The organism is Nocardia sp. CWNU-33, assembly GCF_046764895.1.
In the GTDB taxonomy this organism is placed as follows: Bacteria; Actinomycetota; Actinomycetes; order Mycobacteriales; family Mycobacteriaceae; genus Nocardia.
In genome coordinates, this window is record NZ_JBKOQN010000010.1 from 182896 (window position 1) to 196875 (window position 13980).

The 13980-nt window shown below is 65.6% G+C and carries 11 protein-coding genes, 1 tRNA gene and 1 other RNA gene; 4 read left to right on the plus strand and 9 right to left on the minus strand.

Features of this window, described 5'->3' with window-relative positions; genetic code table 11:
• The first annotated feature begins 51 nt into the window (after nt 1–51).
• Nucleotides 52–1689 (plus strand): DUF2207 family protein, encoded by a 1638-nt coding sequence (locus ACLMAL_RS16410; RefSeq protein ID WP_411999837.1) that lies wholly within the window; start codon nt 52–54, stop codon nt 1687–1689.
• An 81-nt stretch (nt 1690–1770) separates the two neighbouring features.
• On the opposite strand, the gene ACLMAL_RS16415 is transcribed toward ACLMAL_RS16410, so the two are convergent.
• The 7 genes from ACLMAL_RS16415 to ACLMAL_RS16445 all read right to left on the minus strand — a co-directional run bounded on the left by ACLMAL_RS16415 (nt 1771) and on the right by ACLMAL_RS16445 (nt 9922).
• Complete coding sequence (locus ACLMAL_RS16415) at nt 1771–3048, minus strand: ROK family protein (protein ID WP_411999838.1); 1278 nt, start codon at nt 3046–3048, stop codon at nt 1771–1773.
• 388 nt (nt 3049–3436) lie between these two features.
• Nucleotides 3437–4870 (minus strand): MFS transporter, encoded by a 1434-nt coding sequence (locus ACLMAL_RS16420; RefSeq protein WP_411999925.1) that lies wholly within the window; start codon nt 4868–4870, stop codon nt 3437–3439.
• Nucleotides 4871–5122: 252 nt separating this feature from the next.
• Entirely contained in the window at nt 5123–5962 is an 840-nt protein-coding gene (locus ACLMAL_RS16425; protein WP_411999839.1) for a carbohydrate ABC transporter permease, read from the minus strand.
• On the minus strand, nt 5959–6798 hold the full coding sequence (locus tag ACLMAL_RS16430) for a carbohydrate ABC transporter permease (protein ID WP_411999840.1): 840 nt from the start codon (nt 6796–6798) through the stop codon (nt 5959–5961). Before ACLMAL_RS16430 ends, ACLMAL_RS16425 begins: the two co-directional genes overlap by 4 nt.
• A 71-nt stretch (nt 6799–6869) precedes the next feature.
• Nucleotides 6870–8183, minus strand: coding sequence for an ABC transporter substrate-binding protein (locus ACLMAL_RS16435; protein WP_411999841.1), 1314 nt, complete (start codon nt 8181–8183; stop codon nt 6870–6872).
• Nucleotides 8184–8471: 288 nt separating this feature from the next.
• Entirely contained in the window at nt 8472–9221 is a 750-nt protein-coding gene (locus ACLMAL_RS16440; RefSeq protein WP_411999842.1) for a hypothetical protein, read from the minus strand.
• A gap of 125 nt (nt 9222–9346) precedes the next feature.
• Complete coding sequence (locus tag ACLMAL_RS16445; protein WP_411999843.1) at nt 9347–9922, minus strand: HhH-GPD-type base excision DNA repair protein; 576 nt, start codon at nt 9920–9922, stop codon at nt 9347–9349.
• 165 nt (nt 9923–10087) lie between these two features.
• On the opposite strand from ACLMAL_RS16445, the gene ACLMAL_RS16450 reads away from it, so the two are divergent.
• The gene (locus ACLMAL_RS16450; protein ID WP_411999844.1) at nt 10088–10936 is read left to right on the plus strand and encodes a methyltransferase domain-containing protein; all 849 of its coding nucleotides are present in this window, start codon (nt 10088–10090) and stop codon (nt 10934–10936) included.
• A gap of 61 nt (nt 10937–10997) precedes the next feature.
• Here ACLMAL_RS16450 and ACLMAL_RS16455 read toward each other — a convergent pair whose 3' ends face one another.
• Nucleotides 10998–12287: an aminotransferase class I/II-fold pyridoxal phosphate-dependent enzyme gene (locus tag ACLMAL_RS16455; protein WP_411999845.1), complete on the minus strand. Its 1290-nt coding sequence runs from the start codon at nt 12285–12287 to the stop codon at nt 10998–11000.
• Nucleotides 12288–12442: 155 nt separating this feature from the next.
• An RNA gene (gene ffs / locus ACLMAL_RS16460) (signal recognition particle sRNA small type) lies at nt 12443–12537 on the minus strand.
• 120 nt (nt 12538–12657) lie between these two features.
• On the opposite strand from ffs, the gene ACLMAL_RS16465 reads away from it, so the two are divergent.
• On the plus strand, nt 12658–13656 hold the full coding sequence (locus tag ACLMAL_RS16465) for a hypothetical protein (protein ID WP_411999846.1): 999 nt from the start codon (nt 12658–12660) through the stop codon (nt 13654–13656).
• 55 nt (nt 13657–13711) lie between these two features.
• Nucleotides 13712–13799 (plus strand) — tRNA-Ser (locus tag ACLMAL_RS16470).
• Nucleotides 13800–13980: the final 181 nt, after the last annotated feature.

Here is a 13980-nt window from a genome sequence, read left to right on the forward strand (position 1 = left end):
ATCGCCGACAGCCGCTGACGCAGAATAGCAACTTGTCTAGAGTAGGCAGCCATGCTGACTTTTCGGGGGGGCGCCGCTGCTAGGGCCGCAGCGCTGATTCTCGCAACCGCGGGAATGATTGCGGCCGCTCCGTTTGCCCACGCTCAGCCCGAGCCCGATGGTGTGCACATCACCGCCGATCTGAAACTCAGCACGCAGGGCGTGCTCGAGGTCGTCGAGCAGGTGGTCGTGCCTGCCGACGGCGAGTTCAAGATGTCGCTGCCGCTGCGGCTCAAGGTCGGCGCGGACGTCGAACGCGTCTTCAAGGTCACCGATGTCGACACCAAGGGCTCCGGCACCGCGACGGTCGCGAACGATCAGTTCACCATCGACGCGAAACCAGGCGATTCCACCTTCACCTACGCGATCCACAACACAGTCAGTGATGCGCCGGGCACCCAGGTCTTCCGCTGGCTGGGCATAATCAATGCCGATGTCGCCTCGATCAGCGCATCGTTGATCAGCCCGTCCTACGAAATGGGCATCGTAGACTGCAAACTCGGCTCGCCCGGGAACCTCAGACAGTGCTCCGACCTGCACATCGAGGCGGACGGGGTGCTCTTCTGGGAGCAGACCGATCTGCACAAGGGCGACACCATCGATCTGACATTGCAGCTGCCGCCCGGCACGGTCCCGTCCAACGCCGACGTCCGCGGCGGCGGCGAATCCGGCCCGTTCGCTGTCACCACACCGGTTCTCGTCGCCTTCGGAGTGCTACTGCTCGCGCTGGCCGGACTTGCCGCCTTCGTGCTGCGGGCGCGACGCGAAAATGCCGCTGCCGGAACCGGATCGAACACTATCGATCCGCTGCTGCGCGAGGGCGACCGGGTGCAGTTCACCTCCCCCGACGGCATCCTGCCCGGCGAAGCAGGCCTGGTGCTCGACGAACACGCCGATCCCGCCGACATCGCAGCCACGGTGGTGGATCTCGCGGTGCGACGCTATCTGTGGATCACTCCGATCGGCGACTCCGACTGGCGGATCAACCGGGTCAACGCTCCCGACGACCAACTGCGCGACTACGAGAAGGCGGTCTACCAGACCCTGCTGCCCGCGGGCACGGACTCGGTCACCATCACCGAACTTCGCGCGCCCGGCCGCGTGCAGGCCCAGCCGGTCCGCACCGCCATGCTCGCCGACGCGGTTGCCCGCGGCGCGTTCATCGCACGGTCCGGCCTCGGTCCGACGACCTGGCTCGGCGGTGGCCTGATCGTTGCGGGCATCGCGACGACCATCGCACTCGCCGCCACCTCCGGCCACGCCCTGGTCGGCGTCGCCATCCTGCTCGCCGGCATCGCGACCTTGCTGCTGCCCCGCTACCTGCCTGCCCGCACCGCACCGGGCCGCGCGCTCGCCGGGCAGGTCCGCGCACTGCAACGCGGCCTCGATGTGACTGTGCGCGAACAGATTCCGCCCGCCGACCAGGAACTCGTGTTCTCCAGGGCGCTCCCCTTCACCGTGATCAGCGGCCGCGCCGACAACTGGATCCGCGCCTTCCGTGACCTGAACCCCGCCGCGGACTCCCAACCCGGCCTCTATTGGTTCGGCAGCTTCGAACGCGACCACAACCTCCAGCGCTTCGCAGGCCACTTCCCATTCTTCATCACCGCGCTCGAAGGACTCTTCAGCACTTCGGGCGGCAACAGGTAGGTCAGGGCAAGCCGGCGGAGCACACCGCCGGCCGGGCTCATGGCCCGGCCGTCAGCTCCTAGCGATCGGTCGTCCCAGCGATCAGTCCACAGTCACGGTGCGGCGCATCGCGGACAGCGGATCCGCGTAGAGCGCGCTGAGCGAGGTGACCACAGCCGCGAATTCCTGGACCTTGCCGCCGAATCCGCTGATTCGGATGTCGGTGGGCGGCAGGGTCGAGGACTGTTGGAAGGCGCGCGCCACGTGGGTCACGGCCGGGCGGTAGCCGGTGAAGGCCTGACCGCCCAGAATCACCCGGTCCGGGTTGAGCATGTCCCGGACCAGCGCCACGGTCTGGCCGAGCGTGGTCGCCCGCTCCGCAAGCAGTTCCTCGGCCGGCTCGGAACCCGCCTCGGCGGCCCGGTACAGATCGGCGATGGTCGAACCCGCGGTGCCGTTGTAAGCCGGAATGATCCCGCGTCCGACGGCCCTCGCGTGCAGCGACCGGTCACCGACCGTCACCTCGAGGCAGCCGCGCCGGCCGCAGGGGCACACGACATCGGAGCCGGTCGGCAGGTGCGCGATCGAGCCGGGCCCGTTGCTCGGCGTGTGCACACGGCCGTCCAATGTGACTGCGACACCGGCGGTTTCGCGGACGTAGAAGTACAGGCTGCTGCCGCGTTCGGATCCGGCGCCGCGCGCGTCACGCTGGTCGGGAGTCGGAAGCAGCAGCTCAGAAGCCGCCATGGCCTCCACATGCGGCGCGACCGAAACCGGCAGCTCGAGCACCTCGCCGAGCACCGAGCCGATCTGTGCGCCCTTCCATTCCAGCTTGGGGTGGTCGACCACGCCGGTGAGCGGGTCGACCCGACCGCCGATCGCGACACCGGCCCACAGCGCCTTGCGCCGGTGCCAGCGCTGCAGGAAAGCCTTGGCGCTGCGGGCGACGGTCGTGGTCGCGAAGTCCTGACCGGTCTGCGGGGTGGCGATGGCAAGTCCACCGAGGATCCGCCCGCGCAAATCGGCCGCGATGATCTTGGTGGCTGCGGCGCCGATGTGAATGCCGAGGGTCAGGTACGCCTCGTGGTCGATCTCGAAAGGCACCCGCGGACGCCCCACCGCACCTGAGGCGGTCAGGTCGGGACGTTCCCGCAGCAGGCCCGCGGCGAGCAGCGCGGACACCTGACGGTTGACCGTCGCGATGCTCAAACCCGTTGTGCGCGCGGCATTGTCGCGGGAAACCGGACCACCGGTCGCGGCGCGTAGCACGGCTGCCGCCGGATTGTCGGCGATGCGGAGTTCCGGTGCGACAACGGGCCGCTGAACACGAACACGACCGTTCGCAACCCGGGAGAGGGGTCGCTCGAGAGTGAGGGACATATGAAGATTCCTTGCCGAAGTCCCGTAACTACGGGACGTGCCTACATGTGTGGCGACGAGGCAGCGCGCGAGTACGAAGAATCGCTCAGCTGCAGCGGCAGGAACGACACAGTTCCCGCGTCAGCGGCAGCCGCAGACCCAGTGCGGCGGTCACGTAAGTGACCCGCAGTGCGGTCGGGCGGCTAGTAGACATGGGATCAAAGTTAACACCGAAATCGCCGCCCACCAAGCCCCCTCGACAGCTCGGGCGAATCCCAACATAGTAGCGCGCTCCGAAATCCTTGGCCCACACCGGGTTCCGATCCCCTGTGGCCCAGCGCACGAAGGGTCCAGAAATGCCGAATGGGGCCGCCGATACGGCGACCCCATCGGGTGACTTGCTTTCCCCTTACGCGGCTTCGGCGACCACCTGACGGCGGGCCAGCAGTGCGGTGGCCGAGGCGGCGAGTCCGATCAGCGCGACCACGGTGACCAGGTACAGGCCGGGCCGGTACTGGGCGATGCTGGTTGCAGCGCCACCGCTGATCAGACCGGTGACGACGGCGAGCACGACCGCCCCGCCGATCTGACCGGAGGTCTGCACCAGACCCGAGGCCAGGCCCTGCTCATGGTCGGCGATGCCCTCGGTGGCCTGGACCATGACCGAGGAGAAGCCGAGCGCAAAGCCGAGGCCGAGCAACAGGAAGGCAGGCAGGTAGTCGACGACGTAGGTCGGGTCCGCGCTGCCGCCGAAGGCGATGAACCAGAGGTAGCCGAGCACGAACGAGGCCATCGAGGCGATGATCATCGGAGTCGTGCCGTAGCGGTCGATGAGCTTGCCCGCGACCGGCGACAGGATCGCCACGATGATGCCCGCCGGAGCCAGCGCGAGCGCCATCTTCAGCGGCTCCCAGCCGAGGGTGTTCTGCAAGTACAGCGAGACGATCGTCTGGAAGCTGATGTAGGAACCGAAGATTGCCAGCGCGGCCAGATTGGCCCGCACGATCGACTTGACCTTGAAGATGCTCAGCCGGACCAGTGGATGGGCGACCTTGTTCTCCACCACGAAGAACGCGCTGAGCAGCGCGACGGCGACGACGGCGGTAGCGAGCACGCTTGCGGTGAGGCCCTTTTCGGGTGCGGTGACGATCGTGTAGACGGCGGCGAGCATGCCACCGGTCAGCAGTGCGGCGCCCGCGAAGTCGATGCGGCCATTTTCCTTTTCGATGTTGCGCGGCACCACGATGTAGGCGGTGACGACGACTGCGGCGACGACAACGACCGGCACGTAGAAGGTCAGCCGCCAATCGATGCCGGTGAGCAGACCCGAAACGATCAACCCGGAGGCGTATCCGGTGGCGCCGAAGACCGTGAAGATCGACAGCGCACGGTTGCGATCATGACCTTCTTTGAAGGTGGTGGTGATGATCGACAGGGCAGCCGGTGCGGTGAACGCGGCGGCGACGCCCTTGACGATGCGACTCGCGATGAGCAGCGCGCCGTCGTCGACGAGTCCGCCTGCCAGCGAGGCCACACCGAAGACCACCAACGCGGTCAGGAAGACCTGGCGGCGTCCGAGCAGATCGGCGGCCCTGCCACCCAGCAGCAGCAGGCCGCCGTAGCCGAGGATGTAGCCGTTGACGATCCACTGCAGGCTCTCGGTGTTCAGCCCGAGTTCCGATCCGATGGACGGGAGTGCGACGCCGACCATCGACACGTCGAGTGCGTCGAGGAACATCGCCAGGCCCGCCACGAACAGCACGGCCCACAGCTTGGGACCCCAACGACCTGGGACGTGATCGGTTGATGCGGTGTTCAACGCCTCTGGGGCGGTAGCTGTCATAGTCACGCCGGTAAATTTAGATGCATACGCATTAAATGTCAACGCATCTAATGCAGGTGCACAAACCGCCTGGTCGGACGAGGCACAGCGAAAGGCCCCACCCGGTCGAGAACCGGGCGAGGTCTGTTTCCGCGGCGGTGACGACCGTGGATGCCGGTTGCGCGGAGCGAACTACTCGGCCGGAGCCAGAGCAGGTGCGGCCGGTGCGTTGAACGGGTGATTGATCGTGGTGAACGGGCCGGGCGGCGGCGGTCAGCCCGTCGCCGCCGCCGTCAGGCCTGCGACAATGCGTCGTTGGCAGACCAGGACGAGTATCACCAGCGGTGTAGTGGTCGTGACTGCCGCGGCGGCGATATCACCCCAAGGAATCGAGTACATGCCGGTGAAGTTCGCGATCCCCACTGGAGCGGTTTGACGGGTAGGGCTCGAGACCAAGGACAGGGCGAGTAGAAACTCATTCCACGACGCAATGAATCCGAGCAAGGCAGCGGGCACGATTCCGGGAGCAGCAAGCGGGACGGTGATCGACCACAGCGTACGTATCGGTCCCGCGCCATCGAGTCGCGCTGCGTCGTAGATTTCGTGGGGAATGGTGCGGAAGTGATTCGCGACGACAACGAATATCAGCGGCAGCGACAGTCCGGCGTAAACGGCTGCCAGTCCGGCATAGGAGTTGAGCAGTTGCAGCCGCAGCAACGCCTGGTAGATCGGGGTCACGATCGCGACCTGGGGGAACACCGACACGCATAGGACGCCGGCGACGATCGCGCCGCGGCCGGACCTTCGCCGCTGTGTCACCACGTAGGCGGCGGCCGTGGCGAAGACCAGCGCCACGGCGGTGGCGCAGGCGGCGACGATCAGACTGTTGCGCATGTACTGGGTGAAGCGCTTTGTGCCGAACACGTTTCGGTAGTGCTGGAGGGTTCCGTCCGATATCGGCAGCCAGTGGGGGGTGAACTCGGCAAGGTTGCGGTCGGGCTCGAACGAAGTGACGACTTGCCAGGCGAACGGGAACAGCGACCATCCAACGATGGCGCATACCAACAGGATAAATCCCCAGCGACGCAACGGCGCGATCGGCTTGCGACTCACGACCGGCCGTCCCGACGGATCTGTCGCAGGATAAAAATCCCGAAGACACCGGCGATCCCGACCTCCGTGATGAACGTAGTGGTGGCGATCGCCGAGCCTTGACCGATATCGAGACCGGAGAACAGCGTGTTGTAGGCGTAGGTCGACAGCGTCTCGGTAGTGCTGGCGGGTCCGCCACCGGTCACCGCGTACGGCAGGTCGAAGACGCGCACGGCGTCCAGCGCCCGCAACAGAGCCGCCACCAGCAGGCTCGGCAGCAACAACGGCAGCCGGATCCACCAGAAATAGCCCCATGTTGAAACGCCGTCCAGGCGAGCGGCCTCTTCCAGCTGGGGAGGGCAGGTCTGCAACCCGGCCAGCAGCAACAGTGCCATGAACGGGGTGGTCTTCCAGATATCGGCCACCATCAGGGTTGGCATAGCCAGGGTGGTGGAGCCCAGGAAACTGATCGGCGCGACAACCACATGGGTTTGAACCAGAAGATAGTTGACAATCCCGCCCTGATCGAACAACCAGTTGAACATCCGCCCCGTCACGATTGTGGGAATCGCCCACGGCACCAGGACAATTGCGCACACGAGGCCGCGCCCACGGAACCTGACATCGAGCACGAGGGCGATGGCGATGCCTAACAATGTCTCAACAAACGTTGTCACGGCGGCGAATTCGATAGTCTGCCACCACGCTTGCCAGAACAGGCTATCGCCCTGCAAGCGTCGGTAGTTGGCCATGCCCGTGAAGTGATCGGCGCCTTCCACCAAGTTGGTGTCGCGCAAGGACATCCATATGGTGCGTGCCACCGGAATCAGAGAAACCACGAAAACGGTGGCAAGCATTGGTGACACTAGCGCAATCGAGCCGCGCCAATCTCGAACCAATCGTGAGCTGACTATTCGCACAACAGCTTTCAGCTCAGTATCTCCGCAATTCGGCTACCGGTTGCTTGCAGATGCGATGCCACATCGCCGGTGGCGAGCGCAGCGGACACCCCGGCCTGCAGCGCCAGGCTGACCTGCGCGTACTTCGGGGTTTTCGGGCGTGACACGCCCGCGGTGAAGACATCGCGCAACAACACCATGAACGGATTCGACCGGGCGAGCTCCGGATCGTTGTATACCGCAGGGCGGCTGGGCGCCAGACCGAGTTGGGACGCGCAGATCAATTGCGTTCCCGGACTCGACATCCAGGTCAAGAAGTCGATTGCCGCACTCTTCTTCGTGCTTGCCGCGTTCATGCCGAGCTGATATCCACCCAGGCACGACGTGCTCGTTCCGCCGGGAAATGCGGGCAGCTTGGTGACCGCCACCTTCCCAGCCACCTGAGACGTCGACGGATTCTGGGCGTTGTTCCATACGTATGACCAGTTGCGGAGAAAGGCTGCGCGGCCACCGAGGAACGGTAGTTCGCTGGGCACCTCGTCCCAGGACTGTACGTCGCGTGGGCTGATTTTGTACCTATTGAAGGTGTCGACCATGAACTGGACTGCAGCGACCGCGGCCGGGTCGGCGAGGGTTACCGTCCGGCCATCGGGGCCGAGGATCGAGCCCCCGTTCGAACCAATGAATTCCACAAGGTTGCATACCACGATCTCCTGCTGCCTACCCTGCCAGGCGAAGCCGTTGACCACTGCCGACTTGTCCAGCAACAACTGGGCGGCGGCGACGAGGTCGGACCAGGCGGCCGGAACCTCGATGTTCGCCGCCTGCAACAGATCTTTGCGGTAATACAGCATTCCCGCGTCGAGATACCAAGGCAGTGCATGCAATTCATTCATGTATGTACACGCGTCGACCGCGCCGGGAAAGTACTGTGCGCGCGTCGGGAGATCTACGTAGCTGTCGAGTGGGGCCGACCATCCAGCATGCGCGAACTCGGCGATCCAGACAATGTCTGCGGTATAGACGTCGATGTCGCCGCTGCGTTGGGACAGCGATCGCACCAGCTGTTGGTGAACCTGTGTGCTCTGGTTGGGGGTGGGCAGCTCCCGCAACTCCACGTACACCTGACTCTGCGAGCTGTTGTACTCGTCGACGATCTGGCCAATTTCCTTCTGGGCGAAGAACTTTGCGCAAGCGAAGGTAATGGCGGTCCGTCCACTGGAGGTGGCGGGGTTGCCACAGCTTACAAGCCCCGGCACCACCGCGGAGGCCACGGCTGCGGCAGCCTTGGCGAAGGTTCGCCGCGAAAGCTCGGTGGTGTCAACGGAAGCCGACACAGACATCGCGCACTCCTTTATGGCAGAAGGCCACACGGCTTCCCCAGGCTAGTGGTCGGGAGGTACTCGCCCTATCCAGGAATGGGAACCCGGGTGGCGGCCGGAGTTCGCGACGCCCGCATCATCGGCACCCGGATTCTGCCCGGCTGGACGCGGCGACGGTTGCGATCCGTCGGTGGCCCGAAGAACCGACTGGTCGGACCGACCACGGCGAAAGGCCCCACCCGGTCGAGAACCGGGTGGGGCCTGTTTCCGCGCCGGTGACGACCGCGGATGTCGGTTGCGCGCAGCGACCTACTTGGCCGGAGCCGGAGCAGCAGGTGCGGCGGGGGCAGCCGGCGCGTTGAACGGCTGGTTGATGGTGGTGAAGTACTGAATCACCGCACCGATCGCCACCGGAGCCGTGATGAAGATCTGACCCAGCACGGTACCGACCGCACCGACCAGGGCAACACCCGCAATGCAGCCGACAGCAGCCGCGGGGAGGAACGGCCCGAACAAGCCGACGATGGTGCCGAGGGCGACCGTGCCGGCCAGGATGCCGCCGAGGACGCAGCCGATGGCCGCGCCGCCGAGCCCGCCGACCAGGGTGCCGACAGTCGCACCCATAGAGATGGTGCTCGTCAGCCGGGTCCAGGCGGCCAGCTCACGGTCGTACTCGGTCTTCCACGGCGCCTTGTCCTCATACGGCAGGGCAACCGGCTTGTAGACCGCCTTGGCCGCATCGATCTGCGGAGTGAGAGTCGCCGTGCGGCCGGAGATTTCGGTCGCGATCGGGAACTCGAACTCGTCGATGCGGAACTTCAGCGGTGTGCCTGCGACAACAGTGCCGTCGGCGGCCTTGATCTTCAGTGCGTCGTCCTCGACGACGAGCGAGCCGGCATCGATGGTCACGATCGACTGCGTTTCGGTGGTCTGGGCGGTGAAATTGATTGCGTCGCCGGTCTGTTCGGTCGCCGCCGGCGCCGCGCCGGAGGTGCCCGAAGCAACCCCGGTCGCGATGGTCACCAGCGCCGCGACAACGGCTAGCTTCCTCATCCTCATGTACTGCAATCCCTCATCTCAGGTGGAGCTTCCGAGGGCAAAGCATCGACGAGAAATCACGAGGGGACGAGGGAAAAACGCAGACAGATTCCAAATAGGCAAACCTGGAGCGAACAGAATGGAAACTACTTCGCCTTCGCGGCAGCCTTGGCCTGCTTCTTGAACGCGCGCACTTCCAATAGCGACTCGGCATCGACGATGTCGGCGGCGGACCGGCGCGAACCCTGCTCCGAGTAGGCCCCCGCCGCCGCTTCCCAGCCTTTCGGACGCACTCCGAGCTGCTTGCCGAGCAGGGCGAGGAAGATCCGCGCCTTCTGATCGCCGTATCCGGGCAAGGCGTTCAGGCGCTTGCGCACCTCTTTGCCGTCCGGGTCGCCCGCAGTCCAGATCGCCTCGACGTCGCCGTCGTAGTGCTCCAGCACATACTTGGCGAGCTCCTGGGTCCGGCGTGCCATCGACCGGCCGTAGCGGTGAATCGCCGGCGGCGTCGCACAGAGTTCCTCGAACTCGGCGGAATCGGCCTCGGCGATCCGGTGGATGTCGAACCCACCCATCCGGTCGGCGATCTTCTTCGGACCGCGGAACGCGTGCTCGAGTGGAAACTGTTGATCGAGCAGCATGCCGACCAGCAGCGCGAACGAACTCTCCGACAACAACTCGTCCGCCTCCGGGTCCTGCGCGAGGCACAGCTTCACAGTCACGGACTTCCTTTCCCGGTCTTCGACGCCACGATCGACTCGTCCTCGATCATCTCATCAACCGACCGCGCGTGGTCTCGGCCACCCGGATCAGCGGAAGCCCTCGATCGTGATGCACCTCACAGACCTGCCGTGCGATGTGGTAAGCCCCCGCGTAGGCTCTCGGCCATGCCTCAGACGACGGCCGAACCGAGGGACGGAATCGGGCCAATGGATTCGCACGGATTGCGCCCGGACCGCTTCGACAGCGCGGGTCAGGATCAGTTGGTCGATGTACGCGATCTACATGCGGCACTGCCCGGCATCCGGAGACTCCGGACCTGGGCCCACGACGCACTCGCACTGCAGCCGGGCGAGCGCGCGGTCGACATCGGCTCCGGCTCCGGATCGGAAGTGCTCGCCTTCGCGGACGCGGTCGGACCGACCGGAACCGCGATCGGCGTCGAACCCGACCCGCACCTGCTCGCTGCCGCCGAACGCCGCGCGGCCCAGGCCGAGTCGACCGCCAAATTCCATTCCGGCGATGCCTACGGCCTGCCCTTCGGCGCCGACAGTTTCGATGCGGCGCTGTGCGAGCGGGTCTTCCAACATCTGACCGCGCCGATCCGCGCCGCCAACGAGATCGCGAGGGTGCTACGTCCCGGCGGCCGGGTTGTGGTGGTGGACAGCGATTGGGGCACCGCGATCGTGCATCCCGGCAATCGTCAGGTGGTCAGGGAGGTCGTCGACACCCTGCTCTCGGCGACGACCAACCCGCTGTCGGGCCGGCTGCTGCCCGGACTGCTGACCAAGGCAGGCCTGGTCATCGATGAGATCGGCTCCCATGCGCTGGTACAGGACCGCAGCGTCGGCGCCGGTGCGCTGGTCAATCGGATCTCGGCAATGGCGGTGGCGCGCGGCGTCATCACCGAGGCGCAGCGCGATCAACTGATCGCCGACCTCGAGGCGGGCGCCGAGAGCGGCGATATCCATCTGTCGGTGACCATGTTCGCCGTGCTGGCCCACAAGCCGCTCTGACCCACGGGAACGCGACAGCGGGCGCCCACCGGATTCGGTGGGCGCCCGCTGTCGTTGCGGGCTACTTGCCGAGGAGCTTCTCGGTGGCGGCCAGCAGCACACAGGTCGCGAGGCCGTCCATCGCCTTCTCGAGTTCGGCTTCCTTCGGGAAGCTCGGCGCGATTCGAATGTTTTTGTCCTCCGGATCATTCCGGTAGGGGAACGCCGAACCCGCCGCGGTCAGCGCAATCCCGGCGTCCTTGGCAAGCGCGATCACCCTGGCCGCGGTGCCTTCGAGCACATCGAGGCTGATGAAGTAGCCCCCCTTGGGTTCGGTCCAGGACGCTACCTTCGATGCGCCGAGCCGGTCCTCGAGAATCCGCAGCACCAGCGCGAACTTCGGTTCGAGGATGGCGCGGTGCTTCTGCATGTGGGCACGCACACCGTCGGCGTCCTTGAAGAAGCGCAGGTGCCGCAGTTGGTTGATCTTGTCCGGGCCGATGCTCTTCTTCGACGCGTGCCCGAGGTACCAATCCAGGTTCGCCGTCGAGGCGCCGAGGAAACTGACTCCCGCACCCGCGAAGGTGATCTTGGAGGTGGAGGCGAAGACGATGGGGCGGTTGGGGTTTCCGGCCGCGGCGGCCAGTCCGAGCACGTCGATGACCGGGGCGGCGGTGTCGGTCAGTGGATGCACCGCATAGGCGTTGTCCCAGAACAATCGGAAGTCCGGCGCGGCGGCGGGCATCGAAACCAGTTCCCGAACAACCTCTTCGGAGAACACCACACCGGTCGGGTTGGCATAGTTCGGCACTGCCCACAGCCCCTTGATCTGCGGGTCGTTCGCCAAAAGCTCTGCGATGGTGTGGGTATCGGGGCCGTTGTGGTTCATCGGGACCGGGATCATCTCGAACCCGAGCGCCTCGGTGATCGCGAAGTGCCGGTCGTAGCCGGGGCTCGGACACAGGAACTTCACCGTGGGCTCGGCCGCCCAGCGCTGTTTCGACTCGGGCGTGCCGTACAGCATCGCGTAGGTGATGACGTCGTGCATCAGCTCCAGGCTGGCGTTGTTGCCCGCTATCAGGTTGTCCACCGGAATGCCGAGCAGCTCACCGAAGATGGCGCGCAGCTCCGGGAGTCCGTGCAGCCCACCATAGTTGCGGCAGTCGGTGCCGGTGCCGTCACGGAAGTCGCCGGCACCGGGCAGGGAAAGCAGCTCCGCGGACAAGTCGAGTTGTTCCGGCGAGGGTTTTCCCCTCGTCAGGTCCAGCGTGAGCTTCTCGGTCCCGAGCGTCGCGTAATTCGCGTGTTGGGTCTCGTGTTCCGACACGAGCTCCGCGTGGCTCATCAAACCGATCTGCGTTTGCCGGGGCATCCTGGGCAGCCTTTCGAAGCAGCAAAAGGGGCGAGTGGTGACGTCCGGCCGTTGTCCGTATGACCGCCGGCGGACCGCTGTTCACGTTACCCGGCGGTTGCTCCGAATTGGAGTGGATAAGCGGCTCGGGATCGTGGACCCGCCGAGCGCTGAAATTAAGGGGACCCCGCGCACCCGGCAGAGCCCGTTGACCCTTGCTGCCTTCCGGCCCTGGGGGAGTTCACAGGATGCGCGCCGCGCGGGATCCGTTGGCCAGTGTAGCGGCTCCTCGATCACACCCCACCATCCGGGGCCCGCGCGCACTCGCGAGCACTGGTTACGATCTTTCCAATATCGGAGGGGCTTCCCCACCGTACGAGGGGATCGACAGGTGACAGACAAGAATCCGCCGCACGGCGGCCACGAGGTGCCGGCACCGGCGGCGTCCAGCGACGCGGAGCCGACACCCCAGTGGTGGGAAGCTCCGACCACCAGCGACAGCTCCGGATCTTCGTCGGGCGCCGACCCGACGATGGTCCGGGTACCAGGACAGTTCGACGCCTACACGCCGCCACCGCAGCCCTACGCACCGCCACCAGGGCCGTACCCACCGCAGCAGCCGTACACGCCACCGCAACAGCAGTACGCGTCGCCACAGCAGCCCTATGCACAGCCGCAATACGCACAGCCCGCTCCCCCACCCCCTGGACCGCCCAGTTATCCACAGGCGCCCGTCTACGGCGCCGGCTACCCAGGTACGCCCCCGCGGCGGCGGAGCAACACGGGGTGGATCATCGGCGGCATCGCCGCGCTGGTCGTGGTCATCGCCCTGATCGGCGGCCTGGTCGTCGCGGCGAAGAGCATCGGCGGCGACAGCAAGTCATGGACCGGCGATTACGCCATGGACAAGGTGACGGACTCGTGCAGCCTCATCACGCCTTCGGTCCTCGCACGGTGGGCGCCCACCCAGAAGGAACTCACGCACACCGAGGACCAGCCCGACAGCGACTACGGCGGCGGTTCGCTGAACTGCGATGCCAAGTACGAGGGCACCAGCATCAACAGCGCGTCACTGACCATGGACGCGGACTTCGCGAGCAAGTACGGGTCGCCGCATTACAACATCTGGAAGGACATCGACACCGGTACCTCGGGCACCGGACGGAGCTCCGGCGCTGTGAGCGGACTCGGCGAAGAGGCGTACTTCGCCTACCGCGAGGACACGTCCACATCCTTCAACTCGCTGGACTACACAATCGGCGTGCTGGACAGCAATCTCTCCCTCCAGGTCGAGATCAGCATCTACTCGAAGACCTCGATCGACCGGTCCGCAGTCGCCGCCGCCGCCGAGGCGCAGGCCCGCCAGGTCATGGCAGGCCTGCGAAAATAGCTCCCCAGCAGGCCCATTTGGCGACCGACGGGGGGCACCCGCTATGCTGCTCCACGGAGGATTCGCCTAGTGGCCTATGGCGCTCGCCTGGAACGCGGGTTGGGTTAACGCCCTCAGGGGTTCAAATCCCCTATCCTCCGCCACGGCAAACGCCTCTGACCAGATCTTACCGGCTGGTCAGAGGCGTTTTTCGTCATGACCTATCCGTGACGGCAAACGCTCAGCATTGTTGACCATAAGTCCTGTTCAGGGCGGTTTTCATAGCCTCTTACAGTCGTTTCCGCAGGCAGAGGGCGTGTTGACCGCGTCAACAAACCTCGGGAT

Excerpts from the sequence above, each read along its gene's own strand:
- ACLMAL_RS16410 (WP_411999837.1), top strand. The coding sequence starts at position 52 with ATGCTGACTTTTCGGGGGGGCGCCGCTGCTAGGGCCGCAGCGCTGATT.
- ACLMAL_RS16415 (WP_411999838.1), bottom strand. The coding sequence starts at position 3,048 with ATGTCCCTCACTCTCGAGCGACCCCTCTCCCGGGTTGCGAACGGTCGT.
- ACLMAL_RS16420 (WP_411999925.1), bottom strand. The coding sequence starts at position 4,870 with ATGACAGCTACCGCCCCAGAGGCGTTGAACACCGCATCAACCGATCAC.
- ACLMAL_RS16430 (WP_411999840.1), bottom strand. The coding sequence starts at position 6,798 with ATGCTTGCCACCGTTTTCGTGGTTTCTCTGATTCCGGTGGCACGCACC.
- ACLMAL_RS16435 (WP_411999841.1), bottom strand. The coding sequence starts at position 8,183 with ATGTCTGTGTCGGCTTCCGTTGACACCACCGAGCTTTCGCGGCGAACC.
- ACLMAL_RS16440 (WP_411999842.1), bottom strand. The coding sequence starts at position 9,221 with ATGAGGATGAGGAAGCTAGCCGTTGTCGCGGCGCTGGTGACCATCGCG.
- ACLMAL_RS16450 (WP_411999844.1), top strand. The coding sequence starts at position 10,088 with ATGCCTCAGACGACGGCCGAACCGAGGGACGGAATCGGGCCAATGGAT.
- ACLMAL_RS16455 (WP_411999845.1), bottom strand. The coding sequence starts at position 12,287 with ATGCCCCGGCAAACGCAGATCGGTTTGATGAGCCACGCGGAGCTCGTG.